We start from the raw sequence: 25,385 nt of genomic DNA, 5'->3' as shown, positions 1-25,385 counted from the left end.
CTATACCGTTTCCAGAAATGACTTGATTTCTTCCCAGACCCGCACGTTATTCCAGTAAGCCCCATGCGCCGCCGGAAAAGGTTGATGACTGCGGACTTCCCGATCGGTGATGCCATTTCCGCCCGTCATGATCGGCAGCGCCTTGAATGACAGAAGGTCGTCCTGGTCGTAGATATTTAACCATGGCGGCATGTGGCCAGGGAGCTTGGAAGGTGCCTCCAACTGGGTCAGCGCACCAATTTCGTAGAGGAACGGCGCCTGAGAACCGACCGTGATGACACCTCGGATATTCGGCTGTGCGCTCGCAATCAACAAATCGATGCACGCGATTCCGCCCAGGCTGTGCGCCAGCAATATCACCGGTTCTCCGGTAGGTTTCGACACAACTTCGATGGTCTGCTCAATGAAGGCGCGTATTTTTTCACCCTTGGCCTGATACAGCAGGATGTCGCCAACCCCCGGTGTTGCACCTTGCGCGATCGACCGGCGGTACGCACGACCACCAGCCGCCGCAGCCTGCCAGAGCGGATCCACCACAACGGCACTGACCACTGCGGCCAGCGGCTTCGTCAATGTCTTGATGAAGTCACCAAGCATCCCCTTGGTCTGTGCCCTGCTGCCGCCAAGCATTTCGAAGGCGGCTCCCAGAACGCTGTCACGCACATCGGCGGGCACGGCGGGGATGCCAGCGTTCATCTGTTCAACAATCCAGCCGCTGGTGAGCGCCCGGGCGATTATCAACCGCACGGTATCTAGCCCTTGCTCAGGCTCTAAGGCCACGCCCGCATTGATCGCGGCGTCGAGACCGGAGAATGCCGAAACTGCCTCGATGGCACTGAGCGCACTTGCAAGCCGCGAAAGCCGTATATCCGGCCAGGCGCCATCGTCAATTCGCTCACGTAGTACAGAAAGTGAATCGCGCAGCATTGATACCGGTGTTGTACCAAAGGTCAAAGCAGGCTTGGCAGCCGAGCGGGAAGCCAGTAGGCGCAACTCGATCAGTGGGTCGTCATAGAGCAGTGCCCAACGTTCAGGCGCATCATTCTCTTTTTCGGTGACCACCAGACTTTTGGATTGATCATACAAGGGCACCGAAAGCCCCTTGCCCAGATCACTACCTAGATGTCCCCAGTAGCAGGGCACGACGGATGCCGTTGGAAGAAAATGCGCTACGTTCATCTGAACTGATTCAAAGGTCGCATCGAATGCAGGCTGACGCACACCTGTTCCGTGCACAAATAGTATTTTCATCTTCCTTCCCCTGGATGCATTGAACCTGTTAGGTCATTGCCGCATTGCTCGACGGGTGCTTGCGAAGGCCAGCCTCAACCCAGGCACATCGCCATCTCAACATGATGTCCGAATGGGAGGGGAAATAAAAGATCGCTGTATGGGGGTATAGCATCGTTTTGCAGAGCCGCTCGCAACGACACCATCGAGGCGGTGATTCCCTGGGACGAATTCACCGAGGCCGAACTACTGGCCCGGACTGAGGGCTTCGATCACCAGCACCTGGTCGGCGAGAACTTCGCCACCCTGCGGCTCTATACGGCGGCCCTGCTGGAGATGCTGGAATTACGCGCTGCCGCGGCTACAGGGTGTGCTGGCAGCTGTGTGTAGACCTTGCGCAAGTTGAACGCAGACAACCAGGGCCGGGTGTTCTGTCTATTGGTCGCGGTAGGAATGGCAGTCACTTGCCACCCCCCGCACAGATCCGTACGTGCAGAATTACCGCATACGGCTCCTGCCTTGGGTTTTGACGTCGAAGCAGTCTATGGGATGCGGATGCATTGGTAGCCCTCTTGGATAGGGTATTAACAGTCGGGCCAGCGCAGTCATGCGCTCCCAATTCAGTCGGTGTCGTTGACTCCGCCGTTTAAGGGCATGCCTCCACGCATCGACCACTTCACGGCGAAAGGCGTCCAGTCGCCGTGTATTACCGGGTACGTGATAGTAGTTGCAGTAACCTTTAAACAGACGGCTCAACCACTGTCCGATTATCGGGACTGGCTCATGCCTGCGCTTGTATAACTGCGCCCTTATCTCCCTGATTGTCGCTCTCATACGTTTGGTGATGGTCACGCGTCTAACCACAAACATCCCGTTCTTGGTTTGATCACAGATATGCGTGAACCCGAGAAAATCGAAAGTTTCCGGCTTTCCTTCTCCGCGCTTCCTGCGATCTTCGATCGCGAACCAGCCAAACCGTAGCAAACGTGTTTTCTCTGGATGTAGTATCAGGTTGAACTGAGCAAGCCGAGTTTCCAAGGCATGGCGAAAACTCCAAGCATCTTCATGCTTTTCAAACCCAAGCACACTGTCGTCTGCGTACCGTATGGCAATCATCTGACCTCGTGCAGTGCGCCAGCGCCATTGCCTGGTCCACAAGTCCATCACGTAATGCAGGTAGATGTTGGCAAGCAACGGTGAAATGGGCGCACCTTGCGGCGTGCCCTGCTTCGCAGGAATACGTTTTCCATTTTCGAGAACACCAGTGCTCAACCATCGAGCTATCAGCGCTAACATTCGTCTATCCGCAATTCGGTGTTGCAGGAAGTACATCATCCACTCTTGATCAATGGTGTCAAAGAACGCTCGAATATCCACGTCCAGTATCCAACGAACACGTGAGTTCTGTATTCCTACCGATAACGCATCCAATGCATCGTGTTGCCCTCGACCTGAGCGAAACCCATACGAGAGTCCGAGAAAGTTTTGCTCATAAATTGCGTTGAGCACTTGCACGACTGCAGTCTGGACGATCTTGTCTTACAAAGCGGTTACGCCCAGCGGACGCTCACTGCCATCTGTCTTTGGGATAAACACCCGCCGAACAGGCTAGGCGCGGTAGCGGCCGCTGTGAACTTTGTCGTGTTACCCGGCGATCCCGCCGGGCGGCTTGACGTACAGCGAGCAATCCTGACAACGCACTTGTCCGGCTCTGCGTCCGGGATACGGAAGGCTGATCACTGTTCCCCTTGGCTAACTCCCTTTCCTCCATCGTCTCCGCTGAGCAAAACCCATTGTTCGACAACTTCTCAGGTACTACGGAGTTATCCGACTTCTCATCCGCGTAGACGGCAAGCTTTTGGCTTGTGGCCTTTCCTGCCCCGTCTGGCTTGTCACGACCAGACACGGATGAGATCTCCCAGCTTCCGTACAGTTGACTTCCCAGCATGCTCAGGGTCTACGACCGCGCAGGGCGTGATACATGGTTTGCGATTATCGCCATGCACACTGTGGCCTTCCGCTTCGCATAACAGCGTCGGCGCCCTGGACTCATGATTTCGCGGCTCAATGGCTGGCCTGCTGGTTTCCCCTGTCAACGCTTCACCGTACACCTCACGGTGCACAGCGCATGACTCGGGGTCGAGGTGTTTCGCCATAACTTCTCTCGTAGGGACTTTCACCCTATATCAACTGCCAGCTTGGCTGGCGCACTAAGCGCAACATGAACCCCACACTCAAAGCGCTTACCTGATCCCCGATGCTGTGCTCCCGATTTCCTTCTGGAGTTCGCCGACCATGATGCGACCCGACGCCAAAGTCGAAAAAGTGTACCTCTACCCCAAGCCCGTCGACTTCCGAAAGTCCATCGATGGCCTGGCTGCGCTGGTCGAACTCGATATCAAAGTGGCGGTGTTCGACCCGGTGCTTTTCATCTTCCTCAACAAGCCGCGCAACCGCGTGAAGATCTTGTACTGGGAACGCAACGGCTTCTGCCTCTGGCTCAAACGCCTGGACTCCGAACGGTTCAAAACCTCACCCGATCCGACTGACGTGGCCATCGTACTGACCGTTCAGGAACTGAACTGGCTAATCGACGGCTTCGACCTCTGGCGCAACCGTCCGCATCAGGTTTTGACGCCTCGATATGTCGCCTGATTCGGTATAATCCGCGGCATGATTTCCATGCCCGAAGACCTCCCTGACGATCCTGTTCTGCTCAAGCAACTGCTTGAGCAGATGATCAACGAGCGCGCGTCCGACAAGGGCAAGATCGTTCATCTCGAAGAGGAAGTTGCGCTGTTGCGCCAGCGCCTGTTCGGGCGCAAGACCGAGCAGACAGGCGATGCGGCGACGCCACAGTTGCCGCTCTTCGACGAAGCGGAAAGCCTGGCAGAACCCTTGGATGAGGCTGGCGATGAAGAAGTCGTTGCGCCGACCAAGCGCCGTGGTAAACGCAAACCACTGCCGGCTGATTTGCCGCGTATCGAGGTTGTCCACGAACTGCCCGAGCATGAGCTGACGTGCGCTTGTGGCTGCCGCAAACATGCCATTGGTGAAGAGGTCAGCGAACAGCTTGAAATCGTCCCGATGCAGATTCGCGTCATCAAACATGTTCGCAAGGTGTATGGCTGCCGCAACTGCGAGTCAGCGCCCGTAACGGCGGACAAGCCTGCCCAGGTGATCGAGAAGAGCATGGCTAGCCCGAGTGTGCTGGCCATGCTGCTCACCACCAAGTACGTAGACGGCTTGCCGCTTCATCGCTTCGAAAAAGTGTTGGGGCGCCACGGTATCGATATCTCGCGCCAAACCTTGGCACGCTGGGTGATTCAATGCAGCGAGCACTTCCAACCGCTGCTGAATCTGATGCGCGAAAGCCTGTTGAGCAGTCGGATCATCCACTGTGACGAAACACGTGTGCAGGTGTTGAAAGAGCCGGGTCGTGAGCCCAGCAGCCAATCCTGGATGTGGGTACAAACCGGCGGCCCACCTGATCGCCCGGTGATCCTTTTCGACTACGCCACCAGCCGAGCGCAGGAGGTGCCGACGCGCCTGTTGGATGGCTATCGCGGCTATGTCATGACCGACGACTACGCCGGTTACAACGCGCTGACCGCGCAGGACGGCGTGGAGCGATTGGGCTGTTGGGCGCACGCACGCCGCAAGTTCGTCGAAGCGCAGAAAGTGCAGCCCAAGGGTAAAACCGGGCGCGCAGACATCGCCCTGAATTTGATCAACAAGCTGTATGGCATCGAACGCGACCTTAAGGACGGCAGCGATGAAGATCGTAAGGCTGCTCGCATGGAGCGCAGTCTGCCATTGCTGGCTCAACTGAAAAGCTGGGCAGAGAAAACGCAACCTCAGGTCACGACGCAGAATGCCTTGGGCAAGGCCATCGGCTACTTGGCCAGCAACTGGAGCAAGTTGGAACGCTACGTCGAGCACGGCTGCTTACCGATCGACAACAACGCAGCCGAACGTGCGATCCGCCCGTTTGTCATCGGCAGAAAGAACTGGTTGTTCAGTGACACGCCCAGAGGGGCGACGGCCAGTGCGCAACTTTACAGCCTGGTCGAGACGGCCAAAGCCAACGGTCAAGAGCCCTATGCGTGGCTGCGCCACGCACTGGAACGCCTGCCGCAGGCGTCCTCCGTGGAAGACTACGAAGCGCTGCTGCCGTGGAATTGCACGCCTAAAATACATAGTTAAGTGCTCCTCCATCGTGGGTCAGATGGGGCCTACGAAGCGCTTGAAGGATAAGAGCGGGGTAACGACCATGGAATACGACGAAAAACTGATTGAAGACGCAGTGCTTGCCTTGTTGGCAGCCTATAGCTCCGACAAAGGTAACGCGTGGAAAGGATTTGACTTCGAGATCATGAATCGACTGCATGAACGGGGTTTCATCAGTGATCCAGTTAATAGAAACAAATCCATCTGGTTGACGGCGGAGGGGCTGGAGCGAGGCCGACAGCTAGCTGACCAGTTGTTCGGGTTAAAGACTCAAGCGGGGAAGGTGCCCGACTCGAATACCTGATTTCCCCGTCCTTCATGTAACGGGTGGGGTTTATGGATCGCTTACGTTTGGCTCACTGACCTTGAACTGCCGCGCGAGGTGGTCGGGCGAGGCCACTGTTGGCTTTCCACCATAAACCCTGGGCGCCGCCGATAGCCCGCTTGCGAACGCAGCCCCTCCACCTGCATCAAACGCCCGACTCGATTTCGACCGCATTCCTCTCCCAGCTCACGCAGGTCATCGTGGATTTTGCGGTAGCCGTATACACCTCCGCTTTCCAGCCAAGCGTGCTTGATCAAACCAAGCACACGTTGATCTTCTTTTACTCGGGCAGATTGAGGCTCGGCCAGCCAGGCGTAGTAGCCGCTGGGGTGCACCTTGAGGGTTTGGCAAAGTCGCCGCACCGGATAATCAGTCGAGTGCTTCTTGATGAAGGCGTACTTCAGCCGCACTCCTTGGCAAAGTACGCGGCGGCCTTTTTTAAGATCTCTCGCTCTTCAGTCACGCGCTTGAGTTCAGCGCGTAGTTTGCGAAGTTCGGCCTGCTGATCGTCATCTTGCTGACCCTGCTCTTGGGGCTTGCTGTAGACCTTGATCCAGGCGTAGAGGCTGTGCACAGACATGCCTAGGCGCTGGGCGACATCGGCCACAGGTTTGCCTTTTTCGGTCACTTGCTTGACCGCTTCGATCTTGAATTCTTCGGGGTAACGCTGACGACTCATGGCACCTCCTATTTGGGCCTCATTATGAAGCTGGGAGGTGTCTACGAAACCAGGGGCGATTCAGCCATATACAAGCCAACAAAAACTACAACCAATGCGAAGGGATTTGCAAATCATACTGTTTTGCTACGTACTGCAATACACTGAGCAGAGAAACAAACCGCTCCTTGTCATACTCCTGATGAGCAGCGCGACGCCGTATAAGAGCTTCAAACTCATTCAAATTATACAGGCCCAACCTATATAGATTTCCCCAGGAGGCCACACCAAATAGATTATACACCGTAGCGGTATCATCACGCTCACTAGCTAGTCGCTTTTCCCCAACAAGCCGCGCTAGAGCTTCCTCGCCTTTATCGCGATCTTCGTAAGTAAATAAAAGTTTCACCATAACTCCACTGACTTATCCTCAAGGCCGTCAGGACCGAAGCCGCCCGCATCAATCGGAGTAGGTAAAACAACATCAGACACCAACTCCACTATTGTCTGATACATAAGGCGCCCATGCTTTTCAACGTGTGAGACTGGAATCTTGGGGTTATTTCGATCTTTACCACCAGTTGCATACCACTTGGCTTCCCATCGAGCAAAGTAAACCTCCAAATCTTCCGGCTCTAAAATATAGACCGCCTGCAGCTCAATGTCTCGATAAATTGCAAATACCCAAGGAACCTCACGATACTTATCAAGTATAGTCGGATTCAAATGATGATGAGTTGAAAAACCCTTAGTTAGCTCGATATTCACCGATTTAAGCTCATACTCCCTTCCAGCAACATCTACGGCGTCATTACCCTCCCGCCCTGGAAGTACCGCAAGGTTGAGTAAAAGCAAGACTTGAAGAAGCTTCCCACCATTATCCTGAAAAATATCGTTTATTCCGTGAGCCTTAGCAAGCGCTTGAAAGCCCTTCACTGCAGGCCAAACCTGAGTCAACTTCTCATAATCAGGGTGAGGTACTAGAGGTTCCACTCAAATCTTCCTTCTCTTCCATTAGAAATGCTGGAGAGACTCTCAGTGCAACTGAAAGTCTCTCAATATTATCTATCGATATATTTCTTTCCCCTCGCTCCACTGACCCGACATAGGTACGATGAAGCCCCGACGCTTCCGCCAGAGCCTCTTGTGACCAACCAAGTGACTCACGTGCGGCTCGCAGATTTCTAGCAAAAACGCGCCTTATCGGGGAGGGGTTTATCTTCTTGATCATGCGAGGGATAATGGTGCTCTGATGACTATGGATCTACAGCCTATGAGTAGCATTTCTCACAACCTAAGCCCCGCTTTCCTACCCGCGTACCACACAGAGAAAGGGGCGACCTACATCGGCGATTCAAGGGATTTGCTTGAAAGGGTACCCGACAATAGCGTAAACCTAGTCATGACGAGTCCCCCTTTCGCTCTGCAACGACAGAAAGAATACGGAAACTTAGATCAGCATGAATACATTGATTGGTTTTTGAGCTTTGCAGAGATCGTGTACAGAAAGCTTACCCCTGACGGGAGCTTTGTAGTCGATTTCGGCGGAGCTTACATGAAAGGCGTGCCAGCAAGAAGTCTCTATAACTTCCGGGTCTTAGTCCGCATGATCGACGAGCTAGGTTTTTTCCTGGCAGAAGACTTTTATTGGTTTAACCCCTCCAAACTCCCCAGCCCAATCGAATGGGTAAATAAAAGAAAAATGAGGGTAAAGGACTCTGTCAACACCGTATGGTGGCTAAGTAAGACCGAATGGCCAAAAGCAAATGTCAGTAAAGTTTTGGCACCCTATAGCGATCGTATGAAAAAGCTGATTGAAGATCCGGACAAATTTTACACCCCGAAAGTTCGCCCCTCCGGCCACGACATAGGAAAGAGTTTCAGCAAAGATAACGGCGGCGCCATTCCTCCAAACTTACTCCAAATACCAAATTCCGAATCGAATGGTCAATATCAGGCGGGTTGCAAGTCTGTAGGAATTAAGGCGCACCCAGCCCGCTTCCCAGCCAAGCTACCCGAGTTTTTTATAAAAATGCTAACAGACCCCAACGATTTGGTTGTCGACATTTTTGGTGGATCTAATACTACGGGCCAAGTCGCGGAGGCGGAGGGCCGCAGATGGATGACATTCGAACAGCTTCCTGAGTATGTTGCAGCCTCAGCTTTCAGATTCATTGATAAAGGTACTGCTCCCGAGAAAATGCAAGAAATTTTCGAGGCGATTTCACAAGGAAGATCGGTAAATCTCACAGAACACACGCGCCAGCCCGCATTCTCACTCTAATTCCTTGCCACGCTGATTGTTGAAGCTGAACGAAGCCAGCTTCAACAATTACGCCCAAGCTTACCCATTCAATCAAATTGCTTCAGCACCACTAAAAAACTGAAACAATAAAAAAGCCCAGTCGTCACCAACTGGGCTTTTTCGTTTCAATAATGGTCGGGACGGAGTGATTCGAACACTCGACCCCTTGCACCCCATGCATGCCAAGCCAGCTAACGGCATGATAACACAGCACTTTTCGGCGCGCTCGCTGCAACCGACCGTCCATAGGTGCTCCCAAGCGTTCACGAGAGTCACGCATTTCTCACGCAGCCCAGGCTGCCCATCCCGGCGTTCTGCCGACCGTTTCCCTTCCTTTATATAGCTCCTCACAGATCGGCGCTATCCAGCGCCCACAGCCTGGCCGACTCTACGATCTCCAGCATGTCGACCAGGTCGCCGTCATCGACCTCCCGGCGGCGGCGAGCGGCATAGGCCATCTCATCGAGCACTGCCGCACGCCCATCAGGATCAGCCGCCAGGGCAACCTGGTCGTTCAGCTCGGCCAACCAGGCCCCCGGCAGCTCAGTTGCCATAATCGCCCACCGCCCGGCACCACCATGACTGGGCGTACAGCACCCCATCAATTTCCTCGACACCGTTGATGTTGATCCCGAGCTGGGCCATGCCATTGAGCTTGGCATCGTGCAGCCGGGGGATGATGTCAGGCCCGGGCGACGGGTTGAACACCCACGCCTGGGTCGAAACCCGGCCCAGCGGCTCACTGTGATGGTCGCCGATGTGGATGTCAGCCCGCAGGGGCTGGATCTTCCTGAGCTGATCGGAAGGGATGGCCACGCCATTCACGCGGCGGCGAACGAGGAGGAAGTACATGCTGCACCAAATACTGTATATGGATACAGTATTTCAGCATCAGGAAACGCAAGCGCGCCAGTACCGCTCGGCGGACTATGCGTGGTTGCTCAGGAAAGGATGTCGACACATGCGGCCCGATCAGTGAATCGGGCCAGCAGTGCCGCCTAACGCTTTGAGCTGGTAGTCTGTGACCGCCTGGAATTGCGATTCGGCAATCAGCCGCAGACGCTCCACCTCTTCCGCCGGCTCGCCCGAAGCCTGGGCTTCGTGATAACGCTTCATGGCGTCCACGGCATCGGTGTACATGGGATGGTCAGGGTAAAGGATCGGCGGCTTACACTTCATCGGGGTCCATCCTGAGGAGGCCATCATTGAATGGTAGACGGTGCCCGCCCTGCTTGGATTAACTGGTAATCGATAACCGCTTGGTATAGCGAATCCGCCAATAGGCGTAGGCGCTCGACTTCTTCAGGCGGCGCGCCACGGTCCTGGGCCTGGTGGTAATCCCGCATGGCGTCGATGGCCTGCTGGATCAGCGGCTCGCCGGCCTCGACCATCCCAATGAAGGTGCGCTTGTCCAAGATGCGATGCCCTGTCCAGTTGATGGGCTGAGTATAGGACCGGTTTGGGTATGTAGAACGGGGTCTGCTGGTGACTATAAGACATCGGGCTGATATTATCTCGTCACGCTAGCTTTCCACTCATAGGGACCAAGATAGCTAGAAGCCCCGGACGCCAGCATCCGGGGCTTCGTTTTTTCTGCGGGTCATCTACGGCCTCTTCATCCGTTCAACCACAGCCTCGCAGGCCAGGCCGGCTATTCGGCTTCGCTCAAGCGCTGTCGCGAGGTCTCCCGCCATTCGGTCAGCTTCCTCAAGCAATCCCCCGAGCACCACGACGGCAGAGGTTCCTGCCTGGCGCTGCTGGGCAGCGATGGTATCGCAGGTGGCTCGATGGCCGTCTCGCAGTCTGGCGATTTCCCAGCGCAGCCCGTCAGCAGCAGACTCAGCATTAGCGGCGCGGCCTTTGGCCAGTTCCAGTTTCTTGCGTGCACTCTCACCCTCCTCGTCCGCCGCGGATTGGCGGCGTAGTTCTTCAGCTCTGGCCTGGGCTGCGACGCGCCGGTCGCGTTCGGCCACCTCAAAGCGGTATTCGGCCAGCTGGCCGCGCGCGGTACCGGTTTCGCCCTGGGCGGCCACGACGCGATACTGCTGGCCAGCGGCGACAAGCAGTAGAGCTGCAAGCCACCAGCACCAGGCCGGCACAAGCCTCACCAGCTGCTCCATGACGCCTCCCAGTCCGGCAGATCGACCGTCTGGCCGGCCAGCGCGTGAGTGCAGTCGCCCAGGTACTGGATGCGACCGTCCGTGACGAAGGAATGGCATACCTTGGCGACCTTGGTCTGCACGATCTCGCCGCTCAGAATCTTGTCGCGGATCTCCAGCGTGGTGGCCGGTGGATCCCACTCATCCCATTGAGCCAGGACCGATGGCGTGAATGTCGGGGAATCTGCGTTGCCGTTGTAGCCCCAGCGCGGACCGGATCCCGCGCCAACCTGGAGGCTATGTGGCGCATCGCAGCCCTTGCAGAAGAACCACAGCGATCCGTCATGTGCCTGGCCCAGGCAGCGGCCTATCGTTTTGATGGTCATGCCAGCACCCCTCCCAGTTCGACCCAGCGCCCGAGCAGCTTGTCCAGGCGGTGCGGGTTCTGTCCGTAGTCGTTGCCTGGCAGCGATGCCCAGATGTTCGAGCACTTGGCGATCGCCTGCTCGATGCGGCCTGCCTTAATGTCCTCCAGCGCACGACACTCGCGGATCTGTTGCTGCGCAACACGGTCCTGATTCTCCGGTGTGAAGCCGCCCTGCAGCCGCAGGCTCACACGGTAGGCGTCCCAGTAGCGTGCGAGCAGCTGGTACCGCCCGGCAGCCGTACTGGTCACCGGCTTGCCATTGATGGGGAAGGTCAGCTTGCGCCGCGGGTGATCGGCATAGCCCTGGAACAGGCCTCCGCCGTACAGGACGTTGTAGCCGTCGTCACTGGCCTTCACGGTTGAGGTGCCTTCCGAGAAGGCGACGAGATCAAGAAACCGGAGCACGTTCGCGCCGCCGGCCTGGGTTTCGGTGAGTCTGGCCATGTTTTCTCCAGGCACAAAAAAGCCCGCACTGGGCGGGCATAATCTTGGTTTGCTCATTCAGCTGAACCACCAATGAATGAGCAGGCTTATGTGCAAAAAGGTATTATGCGGCGCAAAACTTGCACCACCAGGAGCTGCATCCAACAATGACGTCCCTATCCCATGCCGATCTGGCAGGCGCCACTTCTATCCACAACGCACAGAGCTATAGGCCGGACATCGACGGGCTTCGCGCCATTGCTGTCCTGGCAGTCATCCTCTACCACTTCAAGGTTCCCTTCTTCCACGGCGGCTTCGTCGGCGTGGACGTATTCTTCGTGATCAGTGGCTACCTAATCACGAAAGGGATCCTGAGCCAGCAAGGCAAGGGCCGATTCGACTTCGGCGACTTCTATACCAGGCGGGTCCGCCGCCTGATACCCGCGCTACTGGCCACTATTGCGGCCTCATTCATCGCGGCAGCCTTCCTGTTCTCCCCGGAAGACTTCAAGCAAATGTCCGGCTCGACGGTGTACGCGCTGGCTGGCATATCCAATCTTTTCTTCTGGATGCAGAGCGGCTACTTCGACTCGGCATCGACCGTGAAGCCTTTGCTGCATACTTGGTCGCTCAGTGTCGAAATCCAGTTCTACATTCTGTGGCCTCTTATCCTAGTCGGCGTCACCAAGCTGACCAAGAACGTGCTGGCGGCCACAACGCTGATCTTTGTTATCGGAGCCGCTGCGGCGTACTTCTTCTTGCAGCAGGACGCCTCGGGCGCGTTTTTCCTGACCCCGTTCCGTATTCACGAGTTCCTGGTGGGCGCACTGGTGGTGCTGGTTGAGCGCAACAAGGTTAATGCTGCGCTGAAGGAGCTGGCATACCTGGCGGGATTGGCCCTGGTTATTGCCCCTATCTTCCTCTACAGCAGCAACGGCACTCTGTTTCCTGGTCTTGCAGCCTTGGTACCCGTGGCTGGCGCCGCGCTCATGATCTTCGCAGGCGGTAGCGCAAAGGCAGCGTGGCCATGCCGCTCTTGGGCAGCAACAAAAATCGGTGAGGTCAGCTACTCGCTTTATCTGGTTCACTGGCCTCTGTTCGTTTTCGCAAGTTACTTCCTGATGCGGGAGCTGACAGCGCTCGAAACGACCGCCTTGGCGGGCATGACTTTCATCGCAGCTATCGCCCTGTACAGCCTGATCGAAAAGCCATTGCGGAAAGCGAAGGGCGCAAAGCTCAGCGGGAATGGTTTTGCGCTCGCATCCCTTGGGTGCTCAACCGCTTTGATTGTCGTCGCTTCCAGCGGATGGGGTCAGAATGGCTGGGAGTGGAGGGTTCCAGCGGAAATAGCTGAAATTGCTAAAATAGATATAAATGCTGAGCGAGCATATGTTTGGCAGCGTCATAACCTACTGAACAAGAAAGATAGATTCGATGAAGGCAACTCAAATCCCAAGCTACTTATCATCGGCGACTCACAAGCCGGCGACCTGATAAACATACTTGACAAATCCGGAATTTCCAACTCATACAACATTGTATCTCGAGTAGTCGGAAGTGACTGCGGGACACCGTTGATTGACGAGACCAAAATCAATGAGTTCTTTAGAGAAACAAACCCCTTCTCTGCTAAAAATCCAACAGTCACCCAAAAATGCACCGCAATGCTTCACAGAGCAAATGATGAACACCTGATATCCAGTGCAGACAAGGTATTCATTGCAATGCGCTGGAGAGATTTTGGTGAAAACGAATACACATCCGCCATTACCAATGCAATAAAACAATACAAGGCCAAATTTTATATATTTGGACGAAAAGATATCTCAAAAGGAAGCATAGAGATAGCTACAAAATTCGGAAGAATACATGGAATAGAGAATTATGCGGCTAGATTTAAGACCAATGACGCCGCAATGTTAAATTTACGCCTAAAAGAAATTGACGGATCAAACTTCGTGGACCTGCTCTCCATTACCTGCCCAGAGAAAAATAAGTGCATTGTAATTAGTGCGGAAGGAAAGCCGATATTTTTTGATCAAGAGCACTTAACCAGATTCGGTGTTTCTGAGTTTTCAAAAATAATTCCTAGCATGCTTTAAATCGGCTGTGGCCACCTACATAAATGGTGGCCACATACCAGTCTAGGTCGTAGACACTGAACTCTCTGCTGCGCAAACACCAAATCTGTAGTTACCGGAGGATATATTCCCCCCCGTATTACTCCGAACAACAAACCTCAAATTTGTCTCAGTTGAATTATCATAATCATAACTTGCAGATATCGACAAACTCCCATAAAGATCTGCAGATGCAAAAGCCGGCTTAATTCTGAAAGCACCTGCCGGCACGGAAACATCAAACTGACCGCCAAGCCCACCTCCTGCTAGAGCCACAACGATGCTCCTCTCAATTTTGGCGCCATCAACAGAACAATTCCCAGACGTTTCTTGGCGTAGCACCCGAACAGAGCAGGCACCAAACCTATTGCCAGAACCATAAACAAAATTTGCATTCGCGCCAAGCCACAGTCCGCGCCCATTAAAACTTGTGAAGTTATTGCTGGAAACAACACCCCCATACTTTTCGTCAGGAATACTAGAATTCACATAGACGCCTGTCTCTCCAGATCCTGATGAAGTACCCCTGAAGACATTCCCAGTGATGGAAAATCTTCCAGCCCGACTAATATTCACACCATAAAAAGGCTCGAAGTCTCCACTCCTATAGATAAGGCATCCTTCCACTACAAAATCAAAGACATTATCAAGATCTATAGCGCTCTTCACTGCCGCAATGTGCCCGCCAATCACACTTAGACCGCTCTCGCCCTGCGAAGGGTGCCAGTAAACACCATATTGGCATCCGACAATGGTATGTTGGGTAATATATACACCCTCAACAAAATCCCCAATCTTTATGGCGTTAAGACCAAAATACAAAATAGGGCTAATTATATTATAGTGGACTGGAGATGTGCCTTGTGCTGTTCCAGAAATCTCAATACAGGTACTTACATCATTTCCATTTCCTGCATGTATCTCCGGCGAGTCAATCCAGGCAGGGCATGCATCTCTAAACTTCAAAGCCGTAAACCAGAACTGGTTGAAGTCCGATTTTCCGCGCATTCTTATGCGCTCTAGATATATCCCTTCAGCAGGCCTACCTTGCACCGATTCCCCATAAATAGCCAGACCAACGCCAGTTCGATTATTGGTAGTAGAGAAGCTAATATCTGAAATCCTCAAGCCTGTTTTGCTTCCAGCTCCAGGCAGCCACCAGTTTCCGTGAAGATTGAACTCAAGACCATCTCCACCGGTATTAAGCTCAATGGTTGTAACTCCAGCGCCATAGCCCACTATAGATAGCGAACTTTCAAAATTTAAATCAACAGAAATTTTATCTGTTACAATATATTTCCCCGGAGGAAAAAAATATGCGCCGAGGCAGATAAAGCGTTACGAATCGCAATTGTGTCGTCAGTGACGCCATCACCCTTTGCCCCAAAATCCCTTACATCAATGAATCCGCTTAATTTGTCGCTCAGTTGACGATATGCCGATCCACCAGATCCACTCTGCCATCCGATCATCGTGCTACCGCTTTGGCTTGCCAACGCTTGGCGAAGCGCTGCATCCCCAACTGCCTGAAGCTTCGGCGCGTCCGACTCCCAGGTCCCGGTCAGCGTCAGCGGGATGTCCGTTGCATTCATGACCCGGTAGAGCTCACCAGAGCGCTGAACCAACTGTGTCTGACGTTGGGCCACGACCCCGGCCCCGTAAGTCAGGTACACCGATTCATATCCCTGGTCGATGAGGTAGTCGGTCACCTGTTGCATGATCCCGACCCACGATTTCAGCGGGACGCCAAGGCGATTCAGGCACTCGCCAAGCGGTCCATTCAAAAGCAGGTCAAGCACTCCAGCGTTATCATGCAGGTCAAATGGCGAGCTGGAGCCATCAGAGCCAACCGGGTTGCCAGTGTTGTAGCGCATAGATTCTCCGGGCATAAAAAAGCCCGCTCTGTGGCGGGCATGCTCAAGTAAGGGGCCGGTCAGGCCGATGGGAATTGATCGTCATAGGTGTAAACGCGGGCGTCGTAGGGCATGCCCTTCATCGCGACGTTGCCGTTGGCTGGGTCAGAGCTGGTGATCAGGGTCGGGTAGGCCCAGCGTGCAGCCGGCCCGAACAGGATGTGTGGCGGCTCCAGTGAACCGTCGACCTCCGGCGTGAAATCGAGGGCATCGACCCGCGCCGTGTACGGATCAACCTGCGTTGCGGTCCACGGACCAGACAGCGTGCCGTCCAGCTTTCGAACGCCTATCAGGTGCTCACCGCCCGCGCTGAAGTCCAGTTGCTCGGACGAGGTCAGCAGCGTGCCGGAACCGGTCACCTCGAAGCCCAGCAGGATCGCGCTCTGGCATCCCTTCGGCCTGTCGTCGGCAACCGCGGCGAAGCTCAGATAGCCGCTGTTGCTGCCGTCCATCTCGGTTTCCCAGGTGTAAACGTCGGTCCGGAACTTCTGGTGGCCGCGTCGGCGCATGCCGATACGCCAAGCCCTGGTCCTGTCGCCGATACCTGGCATCTTGATCTTCTCGACCTTGATGCCTAGGTCTCCAGGCCAGCGGCACTCGACCGTTTCCCAAGCCCAGGTGGTGCGGGAGAAGAACTCTACATCCACGCCATCGAAGTCGTTGATCGATGGCATGGCGCCGCTGATCTTGAGCATCTTGGTCATGTTCTGCGGTGAGTAGGTCTGCGTCTTCGGGCCATAGGTAACGTCGAACGCTGCCCTGGCGCTGTCTCGGACAGGTCTCAGCAGGCCCCGGAACGTCACCAGTTCGCCGAACCCGCACGCCAGGGCGTTGTTCACCATGTCCTTCACGGTGATCGTCGCGTCCAGCGTCTCGTCGTAGGTATCGCCACGGGCAACGCAGATCTCGTGGAAGGCCTGCCACTCAGGCAGATCCAGGTCGTCGTCCGTGTATCCGCGCTGCTTCAGCTGGTGGATGCAGTACGGCACGATGTCGCGGCTTGGGCCGGTACCGCCCTCCATCAGCGGCAGAATACGGGTTGCCTCGACGCTGACTTGACTCTCCGACTGAGCCGAGAGCCGGTCGCCGCCGCGTATTCTGCAGGTCATCACCGTCAGACCTGGATAGCTCGTTGGCGAGTTCTGCATCCGCCCGCGCAAGTCCGTCCAGGTTGCGTCGTCGCGGGCCTCGTCGTTGATTCGCCCCGGGCGGTCCTTGTACAGCTTGCGGACCCTTGCCTCGGCGCGCATTGGATACGGCAGCGTTACCCGGTTGGTGAAGCCTTGGGCATCCAGCGACCCGCCCGTCTTCATCAGCTCGATAACGGTCCAGGCACCGGCCACATCCATGTCCCGATACTCGAAGGCGTAGTAGGTCGGGATCTCGTAGATCTGCCCTTCCCGGCCAATGCCGCACAGGCCATTGGCGTAGGTGACCGACCACTCGATCATGGTTACCTTCTCGTTCTCCGGGCAGCAGGCGAACGGGCCACGGTATCCACCCTGCAGGTTGGAAGCGTCCAGGGTGATCAGGCCGTTGACCGTCTGCATCGAATTGAACCCAGGCCAGCCGGCGTCGGTGGAGCCAGATGCGGTCAGGCGCTCCACCTCGAGCAGGCTCGTGCTGAAGGCCGTGATACGGTACCGCAGGCCGCGCGGGCCGATGGTTGCCATGCCCTGACCCAGTGCAAGGCCTACCACCGGCGATCCGCCGTCATAGTCCAGGGTCATCTCGGCTGGCTGCTCGGGGATAGCGCTGGTGGTGGCCGTACCGGTGACGCCTACTGGCGACGATCCCAGGATGGTGGATGCGCCGGTAGCGGTGATGGCCTGACCGGCGAACGGCGTCAGCTCGACGATACGCAGCACACTGCCGCTCACTTGCGCCTGAAATGGCTTGCCGCTGAACTGCGTATTGAGCGCCGACACCAGCCCGGACAGGTTGGTAGTCGCGGTGTTCAGTGTGATCGGGTAGCTGGCCGCGCCGTGGAACACGGTGAAGCTGAGCGGGGTTACGTCGAAGTCGTACCGTGTTGGCGCTGCCGAACCGGTCAGCGTCGATGCCGTGCCAGGGTTGGCCGGCACGGCTGGGCTGTATGGCGTGTAGCTGTGGACTACATACAGCCCCGCGTTGGCACCTGCAACCTCGATCAGCATGCCCGGCGCGGGGTTCAGCATTTCCAGCGGACCACGCACGATGTCGCGCCCCACCCCGCCGTCAATGACGGTGTAGGTGTAGGGCGCCAGCACGCGGACGATGATCCCGTTCGACCAGTCGGTCGGGAACTGGCCGGATCCGGCCGGCACGCTGATCGTGTCGCCGACGAACTGGTACGCCGATGCGGTGGCCGACCTGGTCAGGTCGGTGGCCATGGTCAACTCAAGGCCGGCCGAGCCGCTGGAACTGGCGCCAACCTCGGGCGCGTTGAACCAGTTGATGTGCGCTGGATCGGCAGACAGGTCGGCCCCCGGTGGGTAGATGGTGAACGTCGCGTCCGCGCCAAGGGAGATCAGCGGGGTTTCTCCTACCTTGACCTTTGCCAGCGGCACGTCGTACTCGCCTTCGCCGATGTACAGCAGCATCTCCACACGCTGGTCCCGGGGGGCCAGGAATGCTCGGCGCGGCTGGGTCAGGTACGACGGATAGACGCGCTGGTGGCCTGCGATCTGCCGCACCGGGTCGCCCAGCTTGACCTTGTTGCCCTTGGCGCTGGCATCCATCAGGGGGTCGCCCTGCTGGGTTCCAGCGCTGGACGGCATTCCCGGCATCTTCGGCATGACCGCCTTCAGCACCGCCTTGGCGCCCTTGAACAGGGCGAAGGTGATGGAGAACGGGTCGGTTCCCTTGGGCTCGCGGTAGATCTGGAGCAAGTCGGATGGCTTGAACTTTACCTTGTGCCACAGGTGCTGCTCGATCACTTCGTCATTCAGCACAGCGCTGATTGGCGGGCTTTCCCGGCGTTCGTACGACGGGGCCATGGACTTCAGCCACGCCTCGATGGTCATACGGCGGTCTGTCTTCCAGGTACCGAGCGGCGCCGTGTCACTCAGCTTGTTCGGGTAGAACTCGATCACGGTAATAAACCACCTTGGGGTGAGCGGCTTCGAACTCGCCAGTTGTCCGGAGGCAGGCGCCGCCGGGGTTTGTGTCCAGCACCTTCAGGCGCCCTTCGCTTTCCACCACCACGCCGACATGCAGGCACAGCGCACCGCGGAATACGGCAGCTATGGCACCAGGCTCCGGGGCGCACTCCTCCATGCCTTGGCGCAGGTCGTGATAGGCGGCGGTATTGGCCTTGAGCTTGTCCTTGCCCACGGCGCCCAAGCTGGGCAGCAGCGGCAGACCGAACACCTGGTTGCGAACAGCGACGCACAGACCCCAGCAATCGAAGGCAATAGGACCCCGTGCACCCTCGCGATACGGGGCGCGCATGAATTTCTCGATCATGGTCAGATGTACTTCAGGCCGGGTGCCAGGGATGTGGTCAGGATGGTGCGGAGACCGTTGGTGTTGAGCAGGTCGAAGAAGCCGGCGGTCAGCTTGGCAACATCGTCCTCATATTCCCGGCTGAGCAGCGTCATGCGGTACCGCTCTTGCGGGAACGATAGGTCCTCGGCCAGGTAGCGCCGGAAAGTGATGATGAAGCGGTCGTCGGCCGCCTTCGCCTCCTCCACGACCTCCTGCACTTCGCCGGTCACGTTGTCCAGGCCCAGCACCAGGTTCTGGAACGCACTGTTGTCGTTCTTGGGCAAGGCCAGGTCCATGGCCATCGCGATGAAGGTAAGCGTGCGGCCGTCCTCGGTGGTGCAAACCCGGTCTTCCCAGCCCGAGCAGTACAGGTGGGAGACGGTGCCGCCTTCCTTCTTGGCCTCAATGGTGTCGACCAATTCGCCCCTGCCCGAGGCGTAGCACTCCTCGATCAGGCTCATGCTTCAGGCCACTCCCTGTTGACCGCCACATCGATGACGTTCTTGTTCAGCCAGTACTGCGGGAATTGCTCCCATGGTGCCGGGATAAGCGGGCGCTGCTTCAGTTGCAGGACCGCAGAGTAACGCCAGCGACTGATCTGCGTCAGGTCTGGACCCTGGTAGATGCCTTTGAAATGCGCCTCGTATAGCGCGAAGCCGGCCGGCGTCTGCAGCTGAATCTCGAACCACTCCAGACCGTTGTTGATCGTCCGCGCATACCAGGCCTCAAATATGCCGGCCTCATCCTGACTAAAATTGAAGTTGAACCTCAACTCAGTCGGAACGTAGCTGTGCCGGACCCTGTACCGCATACGCCCGGTTACCATCTGCGTAGCCCGCATCGGATCAACCGTGCTCAGGCCATACCCATCCTGCAGCGGAAGTGGCAATTCTGCCGGGTATTGAATCATTGCCGTTCCTCAGCTGAGGTTTGCGTTTAGGTGAGGGGGCTGAGGCCCAGCGCCTCCTCGATGCGAGCGAGCCGCCTTTGGAGCAGAAGCTCTTTCTCATCAGGCGGAACAACGGGATCGGGCACAGTTGCGCCTGCCCCGCTGTCGGCCTCATCGGTTTCGGTGGTCATGGGATCTACCTACGTTGGGTTGCGCGAAAGCCCGTAGGCCGCCTCGATGGCCTGAGCCCGCTCGCCCCCGCCCCAGATGTCAGCCACGAAGGCGTCGATCTGCAGCTGGCCGTCGTCACCGGTGCGCTGATCGACAGTGCCGGCGCGGGACCGGTCTTCGATCAGGTTGACGGTGACATTGGCCGGAGCGGTCTGCTGCTGGGCATGACCGTTGGCCTGCACCTTGTTGAGCGAGATGTTTTCGCCTGCGAAGGAGACCCGCTCGTTCGAGTTGATCGCCTCCAGCAGCTCGCGATTGCGCGCGGTTGCCTTGGCATTCACTACAAACTCGCCGTTGCTCAGGCGCGCAGGAATGCTGTCGGATGTGCCAGAGCCTGGGCCTGAGACATAGCCACCCGTGGCGAAGCCCTTGATGAGCGCGAAGGCCGCCAAGAGCGCGGTACCGCCGACCACTGCCGCTGCACCGAACGAGCCGATGGAGGCGACGAGAGCCGCAGGCAGCCAGGCGCTTGCGGTTGTGGCCGCTGCCGCCGTCTGGGCTGTGGTAGTGGCGGTTGTGGCGGCAATGCTGGATGCAGTGGCCACGCCATCCGCAGCGACCTTGGCAGTGGCCACTGCCGCAGCACCTGACGTCTCTGCTGCTGTTACGGCGCCAACCTGGGCGATCTGCTGCGCGGCGACAGCCGCCGAGGTCTGCCCGAATGCCACCTGCATAGCTTGATTGACCGCCCATTGCGCAGCCATCTGCCCGAGCGAGTTGACCACGCTGCCGACCAGGCTGCGGGTAACGCTCGTGACGGATTCCCCGAAGGTTTGACCTTCCAGCGTCATGGCCTGGAACGCGCCACCGACACTGGACTGGATGCTGCTGAAGGCACCGCTGAACAGGGCCTGACTCTGTCCGGCGACGTTAGCCGCGGTTGTCTGGAAGTTGGCCAGTGCCGCGTTCCAGCCGTTGATAGGGCTGGAGATGGCCGCGTCGTACTGAGCGAACCCAGACTGCAGCGCCTCCAGCCGCTTGGGCAGATACTCCTGCTCGAGGTCGATCTGCGCCTGCAGGTCCTGCCGCTGCTTCTCCGTCGTGGCGTTGGCCAGTTCGGTGCGCAGCTGCAGAATTCGGTCGTTGGCTTGCTGTTCCAGCTGCACGCGCTGCTGCATGCGCTGTGCTTGCTGGTCGCCCATGCCCACGCCGGCGGCAGCAATGCTGTACTCGCTGCGCTGGGTTGCCAGCTGCCTCTCCAGTTGGGCGCGGTACTGCTCGGCCTGGGTAAGGCCTTGCGCGCCCTTGATGGCTGCTGCGTAGTTCAGCGAGGCCTGGGCCAGCGCCTTACCGTACTCGTCTTGGCTGATCTTGCCCTTGTCCAGGGCCAGCTGAAGCTGGGTTTGCTCCTTGGTAAGGGTGCGCGCAGCCTGGGCCGCCGGGTCGTATTGGTTGTACAGGCGGGCAAACGTGGTCTCCGCCTCAGATACACCCTTGTTGACACCCTTCGGCGCGTTCTTCTTCGCCTCACGAGCCTTGATTTCCGCGATTTCCTGCTCGATGTTCTTGCGGGATTTCGCGTACTTCTCTTCCTCGGCAGCGCTGAAGCCGCCAGCGGCAATGGCATCCTTGCGCGCCTTGTCCAGGTCCGTCAGTTCCTTCTGGAGCTTCTGGGTCTGGGTCAACGACGACTTGTAGGTCGAGTTGATCAGGTCGATGCCTTTCTTGCCGGCATCCTGTGTGGCCTTGTTGCTGGCATCCTGCGCTGCCTTGGCGGCATTGTTTGCCAGGGCCGTTTGCAGCTGCTTGAGTCTTGTTTCGAGCCCGCGCAGGGTCTGGTCGTCATCGCCCGCGAAGAACCCGATGATGCCCCCTTTGCGCTGGGCGATCAGTTTCTCGGTGTTGGCGATTTGGTCCTCGATCGTCTGATCACGACCAACGTCGAGCATGGCATCCCAGGCCTTCTTGGCCGCCCCGGTGATGGACTGCCACGCAGACTCCAGCGTGCCCAGGTTGCGCTCAATCTCCCCTGCCCGGCTGTTGATGGCCTCGGCGTACAGACCGGCCGCCATAGCCGCAGCATCCATCGTCTTGCCCTGCTCCTGCAGGGACTGGATGTTGGCGTACTGTGACGCTGTGAGGATATTCAGCTCGCCGTCGAGCTTTTTGATGGCCTCGACAGGGTTCTTGCCGATCTCGTTGAAGGTCTGGACGACCTCTGTGATATCCCGACCGGTCTGCTTCGACCAAGCCAAAGAGGCCTGGGTGATCTCCACATACATGGTGCGCAGCGGATTGCCGGCGGCGGCCAGTTGGGTCAGGACACCAGCAGCCGCACCAACGGTACCGCTCGATGCTGCCACCTGGTTGGCCATATCAGCGAGCTGATTGGCTGAGAGCCCCGCGGCGTTGCCGTTCTCGATCAGCGCATTAGCGAAGCGCTCGGTCTCTTCAGAACCCTGGTAGTAGGCCACCGCCAGCACGCCAGCGGCGGCTGCCGCGGCGGTGAACGGGTTGACCAGGCCAGCGACGTAGCCACCTAAGGCCCTGGCCGCCGGACCTACGCCACCGAACATATCTTTCAGCTGGCCGCCCTGCTGAAGCAGCACCTGCAGAGGTGGCTGCCCGGCCTGCAGGCTGACTACGATGTCGGTAAACTGCGCCGGGATGCCTCGCAGGGACGCCTGGTAGGCTTTGGCCGACATCCCTGCCTTGTTCATGCTCGTGGCGGATTCGCCAAGGGCATCGCGCATGGTGTTGATGCGATGGCTGTATTCGTCGAAGGTATCGCTATCGAGGAGCTTGTTCCCTTTGAACTTGGCCAGCTTCTCCTGCATATCATCCAATCGGCCAAGTGCTGCCACCGTCGGATTGATCTGGCCTAGCAGTTGAGATAGCTCTCTTCTCTGCTCATCAAGACTCGAGGACAGGCCCTCAGTGCTGGTAGTGGCGCCCTCGCCTGCTCGCTCAACATCCTTCAGGGATTCTGCCAGGTCATCGGCGTTTCGCTTTGCTCCGCGCGAGTCGATCGTTACCGCAAGGCGTGATTCCTGCGCCATGTGATCCTCCGGCGTCAACGCCTCTTGGGTTTGTTTTTGGCCTCAGCTGCGGCCTGGGCTTTCTCGTTCTGCTCCTCCCAGTGCTTGCGGAACTGGTCATCGAGGGCAAATACGGCTGCGTCGAACTCTTCGCGGCATATCGCAGATGGGTAGCGGTCGAGGTATTCGGTGATGGCCGCCGGTGAGATGGGTGCAGGCGCACCGACCATGCCGACGTATTGCCGGGACCGGCTTATGAAGGCGTAGGCTTCAAGGATCTCGACGGTTACGCCGTCAATCTCGGGCGCATCGGGAACGCCAGACCCCAAGCGCTCATGCTTCCAGCGCTTCTTCTCGTTGGCTTCGCCAGACCACTCGCGCCCCCATAGGTATGCCGCTACTGCTTTTCCGCAGTGGCTGCGGCCTTCTCCTCGACACGGCGGGCGATATCGGTAGCGGTGCGCAGGGCCAGGAAGTAAACGCTTGGCATCTGGTTGATCAGCGCGATGCACAGATCAGCGCTGTATGGAGCTGGCTCGCCCGGCTTCTCCTCAACGTCTACGCCCTTCCAATCCTTGATCAGATGCTTGGCCGCCAGCTCCACGAACAGTTCATCGTCGGTCTCAAGCTCAACGTCAGGGATGTCCGAAAGGCTGAACTCGGCGGTGCCGACCCGAGCCTGCTGATTGATCGCGGCCAGGTGGCGATTGATCAGCGCCTGATGCGACTTGTACAGAGGGTTGGCGATCGATCCGACGAGGATCTCGGCGCCCGGCGCGAACTCAACCCAGCGCTCGCCGTTGATGTCCAACTCAGGCTTCTTTGCAATGGTGATGCCCATGGTATTCCTCTGCGGTAAAAGGCCCGACGCACACCGCAGGGCGCGCCGGGCAAAGGGTTAAGCGGTGACGGTGACAGCGCAGGTGTCGGTCTTGGTGCCGTCTGCGGCGCTGGTCGCGGTGATGGTGGCGGTACCAGCAGCCAGGCCGGTTACCAGGCCGGTGGCGCTTACACTGGCGATCGCCGGGGCCGACGAGGTCCAGGTGACCAGCTGGCTGGCACCTACCGGAGTTACCACGGCTTCGAGGTCTGCGGTTTCGTCCACCGCCAGGCTTAGGGTGGCCGGGGTTACTTCCACCGCAGCAACGACGATGGGCGCCGGCAGGCGAGTAATGGTCGGCGGCACGCGGCGGGCGGTGTAGTTCAGTTCCACCTGGACAATGTCGGTGGCTCCGCCGTCCGGCCAGTCGCCGCTGACTTCCATCTCGGGGATGAGGAAGGTGTAGCCGCCATCTGCGTTGCTCAGGGTGAACTCGAAGCTGAGCGAGTCGCCGGTCTGCTGCGCCTTCCAGTACGCGTAAGCGGTCTTGGACCAGCTCAGGGTGATCGAGCCGCCAGGCACGAAGGTGGTCTGAATGATGTTGCCGGCGAACGGGTTGCCGTTGCCGATGCATCGCTGGGTCTGCGAGTTGTTGGCGAATTGCAGGTTGAAGGTGTCAACGCACGCGTTGTCGTCACCCAGCTGCACGCCGTTGATCTTCAGCCCGGTCACATCCTTAAAGCCGTAGCGCCGCTGGTTGGCCTCGGGCGCAGGGCTGACGATGAAGGAAGTGTTGTCGGCCTTATCCTGCCACGAGGTGGCCATGAACGTGGTGGTGACGCTGATCTCGTTGTCGTTCGGGACCTCGATGTTGATCGTGTCAACCTGGGCCCCGCGGGCGATGCCGGCGATACCAACGTCCGCGTCATAGGCGGCGATGGAGAACGAGATTCGCTCGTTACCCATGGTCAGGGTATTACCGGACCAGTTCGCGCCGAAGCAGGAGGCCAGGAACTCGTCCAGGGCTCCGTAGCGGAACTTGGTCTCGATATCGCCGCCAACATCCACGGTCGTCTGGGCGGTACCCTGCGACATCCGGCTTTCGCCGATCTCGTTGTTCTCTTCGGTGTTGTAGGTAGGCACCAGGCCGAAGCTGACGCGGGTCAGTACGTTCCATGGGCCCGGCGGGGTTACCCCCGGGGTGACTTCGCGAATCCACGCGGTAGAGCGCTTTGCACCACTGGACATGGGGTATATCTCCTATCGATT

At 57.7% G+C, this 25,385-nt stretch carries 28 protein-coding genes and 2 pseudogenes; 6 read left to right on the top strand and 24 right to left on the bottom strand.

From position 1 onward, the window contains the following. A complete protein-coding gene (locus tag RR51_RS26065) occupies positions 1-1,251 on the bottom strand; it encodes an alpha/beta hydrolase (protein WP_039615159.1) in 1,251 nt (416 codons plus the stop codon). Between the two features lie 183 nt (positions 1,252-1,434). Between RR51_RS26065 and RR51_RS29750 the strand changes: the two are divergent. Continuing rightward, positions 1,435-1,659 (top strand): annotated as a pseudogene (locus RR51_RS29750) (hypothetical protein); the annotation flags it as partial. Between the two features lie 69 nt (positions 1,660-1,728). Here RR51_RS29750 and RR51_RS26060 read toward each other — a convergent pair. Then, complete coding sequence (locus tag RR51_RS26060; protein WP_442961547.1) at positions 1,729-2,745, bottom strand: reverse transcriptase domain-containing protein; 1,017 nt, start codon at positions 2,743-2,745, stop codon at positions 1,729-1,731. 780 nt (positions 2,746-3,525) lie between these two features. Here RR51_RS26060 and tnpB point away from each other — a divergent pair. The 3 genes from tnpB (at position 3,526) to RR51_RS26045 (ending at position 5,764) form a co-directional block, all read left to right on the top strand. After that, complete coding sequence (gene tnpB / locus RR51_RS26055; RefSeq protein ID WP_039615158.1) at positions 3,526-3,885, top strand: IS66 family insertion sequence element accessory protein TnpB; 360 nt, start codon at positions 3,526-3,528, stop codon at positions 3,883-3,885. An 18-nt stretch (positions 3,886-3,903) separates the two neighbouring features. Further along, on the top strand, positions 3,904-5,436 hold the full coding sequence (tnpC, locus tag RR51_RS26050; protein ID WP_039615157.1) for an IS66 family transposase: 1,533 nt from the start codon (positions 3,904-3,906) through the stop codon (positions 5,434-5,436). A 67-nt stretch (positions 5,437-5,503) separates the two neighbouring features. After that, a complete protein-coding gene (locus tag RR51_RS26045; RefSeq protein WP_039615169.1) occupies positions 5,504-5,764 on the top strand; it encodes a DUF6429 family protein in 261 nt (86 codons plus the stop codon). Positions 5,765-5,809: 45 nt separating this feature from the next. Here RR51_RS26045 and RR51_RS29745 read toward each other — a convergent pair. From RR51_RS29745 to RR51_RS30930, 4 genes and pseudogenes are all read right to left on the bottom strand, one after another. Continuing rightward, positions 5,810-6,464: pseudogene (locus tag RR51_RS29745) on the bottom strand (IS3 family transposase); the annotation flags it as partial. A gap of 85 nt (positions 6,465-6,549) precedes the next feature. Then, positions 6,550-6,855 carry a hypothetical protein gene (locus tag RR51_RS26035; protein WP_330218091.1) on the bottom strand — a complete coding sequence of 102 codons (306 nt, stop codon included), beginning with the start codon at positions 6,853-6,855 and terminating at the stop codon, positions 6,550-6,552. Next, complete coding sequence (locus tag RR51_RS26030; protein ID WP_052261117.1) at positions 6,849-7,436, bottom strand: restriction endonuclease; 588 nt, start codon at positions 7,434-7,436, stop codon at positions 6,849-6,851. The genes RR51_RS26035 and RR51_RS26030 overlap by 7 nt, the downstream gene beginning before the upstream one ends. Next, positions 7,411-7,674: a helix-turn-helix domain-containing protein gene (locus tag RR51_RS30930; RefSeq protein ID WP_152619946.1), complete on the bottom strand. Its 264-nt coding sequence runs from the start codon at positions 7,672-7,674 to the stop codon at positions 7,411-7,413. The genes RR51_RS26030 and RR51_RS30930 overlap by 26 nt, the downstream gene beginning before the upstream one ends. Before the next feature lie 21 nt (positions 7,675-7,695). Here RR51_RS30930 and RR51_RS26025 point away from each other — a divergent pair, with 21 nt between their 5' ends. After that, positions 7,696-8,727 carry a DNA-methyltransferase gene (locus RR51_RS26025; protein ID WP_236693309.1) on the top strand — a complete coding sequence of 344 codons (1,032 nt, stop codon included), beginning with the start codon at positions 7,696-7,698 and terminating at the stop codon, positions 8,725-8,727. A 368-nt stretch (positions 8,728-9,095) separates the two neighbouring features. Here RR51_RS26025 and RR51_RS26020 read toward each other — a convergent pair whose 3' ends face one another. The 7 genes from RR51_RS26020 to RR51_RS25990 all read right to left on the bottom strand — a co-directional run bounded on the left by RR51_RS26020 (position 9,096) and on the right by RR51_RS25990 (position 11,718). Beyond that, on the bottom strand, positions 9,096-9,302 hold the full coding sequence (locus tag RR51_RS26020; protein ID WP_039615155.1) for a hypothetical protein: 207 nt from the start codon (positions 9,300-9,302) through the stop codon (positions 9,096-9,098). Beyond that, complete coding sequence (locus RR51_RS26015) at positions 9,292-9,600, bottom strand: hypothetical protein (RefSeq protein ID WP_039615154.1); 309 nt, start codon at positions 9,598-9,600, stop codon at positions 9,292-9,294. The genes RR51_RS26020 and RR51_RS26015 overlap by 11 nt, the downstream gene beginning before the upstream one ends. 120 nt (positions 9,601-9,720) lie before the next feature. Then, the gene (locus tag RR51_RS26010) at positions 9,721-9,927 is read right to left on the bottom strand and encodes a hypothetical protein (RefSeq protein ID WP_039615153.1); all 207 of its coding nucleotides are present in this window, start codon (positions 9,925-9,927) and stop codon (positions 9,721-9,723) included. A 23-nt stretch (positions 9,928-9,950) separates the two neighbouring features. Further along, positions 9,951-10,163: a hypothetical protein gene (locus RR51_RS26005; protein WP_039615152.1), complete on the bottom strand. Its 213-nt coding sequence runs from the start codon at positions 10,161-10,163 to the stop codon at positions 9,951-9,953. 189 nt (positions 10,164-10,352) lie between these two features. Then, on the bottom strand, positions 10,353-10,868 hold the full coding sequence (locus RR51_RS26000) for a DUF2514 family protein (protein ID WP_039615151.1): 516 nt from the start codon (positions 10,866-10,868) through the stop codon (positions 10,353-10,355). Then, on the bottom strand, positions 10,853-11,233 hold the full coding sequence (locus RR51_RS25995; RefSeq protein WP_052261116.1) for a DUF6527 family protein: 381 nt from the start codon (positions 11,231-11,233) through the stop codon (positions 10,853-10,855). The genes RR51_RS26000 and RR51_RS25995 overlap by 16 nt, the downstream gene beginning before the upstream one ends. After that, complete coding sequence (locus RR51_RS25990) at positions 11,230-11,718, bottom strand: glycoside hydrolase family 24 protein (RefSeq protein ID WP_039615150.1); 489 nt, start codon at positions 11,716-11,718, stop codon at positions 11,230-11,232. Before RR51_RS25990 ends, RR51_RS25995 begins: the two co-directional genes overlap by 4 nt. Before the next feature lie 146 nt (positions 11,719-11,864). On the opposite strand from RR51_RS25990, the gene RR51_RS28615 reads away from it, so the two are divergent. After that, positions 11,865-13,799: an acyltransferase family protein gene (locus tag RR51_RS28615; RefSeq protein WP_052261115.1), complete on the top strand. Its 1,935-nt coding sequence runs from the start codon at positions 11,865-11,867 to the stop codon at positions 13,797-13,799. A 42-nt stretch (positions 13,800-13,841) separates the two neighbouring features. On the opposite strand, the gene RR51_RS30925 is transcribed toward RR51_RS28615, so the two are convergent. From RR51_RS30925 to RR51_RS25940, 11 genes are all read right to left on the bottom strand, one after another. Continuing rightward, a complete protein-coding gene (locus tag RR51_RS30925) occupies positions 13,842-15,056 on the bottom strand; it encodes a hypothetical protein (protein WP_152619945.1) in 1,215 nt (404 codons plus the stop codon). 47 nt (positions 15,057-15,103) lie between these two features. Further along, positions 15,104-15,691, bottom strand: coding sequence for a glycosyl hydrolase family 28-related protein (locus RR51_RS25980; RefSeq protein WP_039615149.1), 588 nt, complete (start codon positions 15,689-15,691; stop codon positions 15,104-15,106). A 59-nt stretch (positions 15,692-15,750) separates the two neighbouring features. Then, on the bottom strand, positions 15,751-18,804 hold the full coding sequence (locus tag RR51_RS25975) for a host specificity factor TipJ family phage tail protein (RefSeq protein WP_039615148.1): 3,054 nt from the start codon (positions 18,802-18,804) through the stop codon (positions 15,751-15,753). Beyond that, positions 18,773-19,177 (bottom strand): hypothetical protein, encoded by a 405-nt coding sequence (locus RR51_RS25970; protein WP_039615147.1) that lies wholly within the window; start codon positions 19,175-19,177, stop codon positions 18,773-18,775. Before RR51_RS25970 ends, RR51_RS25975 begins: the two co-directional genes overlap by 32 nt. Positions 19,178-19,179: 2 nt before the next feature. Then, positions 19,180-19,659: a DUF1833 family protein gene (locus RR51_RS25965; RefSeq protein ID WP_039615146.1), complete on the bottom strand. Its 480-nt coding sequence runs from the start codon at positions 19,657-19,659 to the stop codon at positions 19,180-19,182. After that, positions 19,656-20,108 carry a hypothetical protein gene (locus RR51_RS25960; protein WP_039615145.1) on the bottom strand — a complete coding sequence of 151 codons (453 nt, stop codon included), beginning with the start codon at positions 20,106-20,108 and terminating at the stop codon, positions 19,656-19,658. Before RR51_RS25960 ends, RR51_RS25965 begins: the two co-directional genes overlap by 4 nt. Positions 20,109-20,134: 26 nt before the next feature. After that, positions 20,135-20,278 carry a hypothetical protein gene (locus tag RR51_RS31345; protein WP_177328683.1) on the bottom strand — a complete coding sequence of 48 codons (144 nt, stop codon included), beginning with the start codon at positions 20,276-20,278 and terminating at the stop codon, positions 20,135-20,137. A 9-nt stretch (positions 20,279-20,287) separates the two neighbouring features. Then, positions 20,288-23,317 (bottom strand): phage tail length tape measure family protein, encoded by a 3,030-nt coding sequence (locus tag RR51_RS25955; protein ID WP_039615144.1) that lies wholly within the window; start codon positions 23,315-23,317, stop codon positions 20,288-20,290. 14 nt (positions 23,318-23,331) lie between these two features. After that, positions 23,332-23,625 carry a hypothetical protein gene (locus tag RR51_RS25950; protein WP_236222347.1) on the bottom strand — a complete coding sequence of 98 codons (294 nt, stop codon included), beginning with the start codon at positions 23,623-23,625 and terminating at the stop codon, positions 23,332-23,334. Between the two features lie 68 nt (positions 23,626-23,693). Next, positions 23,694-24,137, bottom strand: coding sequence for a hypothetical protein (locus tag RR51_RS25945; protein WP_039615143.1), 444 nt, complete (start codon positions 24,135-24,137; stop codon positions 23,694-23,696). Between the two features lie 57 nt (positions 24,138-24,194). Beyond that, a complete protein-coding gene (locus RR51_RS25940; RefSeq protein ID WP_039615142.1) occupies positions 24,195-25,364 on the bottom strand; it encodes a phage tail tube protein in 1,170 nt (389 codons plus the stop codon). Positions 25,365-25,385: the final 21 nt, after the last annotated feature.

This window comes from Pseudomonas sp. C5pp, from assembly GCF_000814065.1.
Taxonomy (GTDB): Bacteria; Pseudomonadota; Gammaproteobacteria; order Pseudomonadales; family Pseudomonadaceae; genus Aquipseudomonas; species Aquipseudomonas asiatica.
Note: the sequence above shows the minus strand (reverse complement) of the source record. Positions and strands in the feature narration are given on the sequence as shown.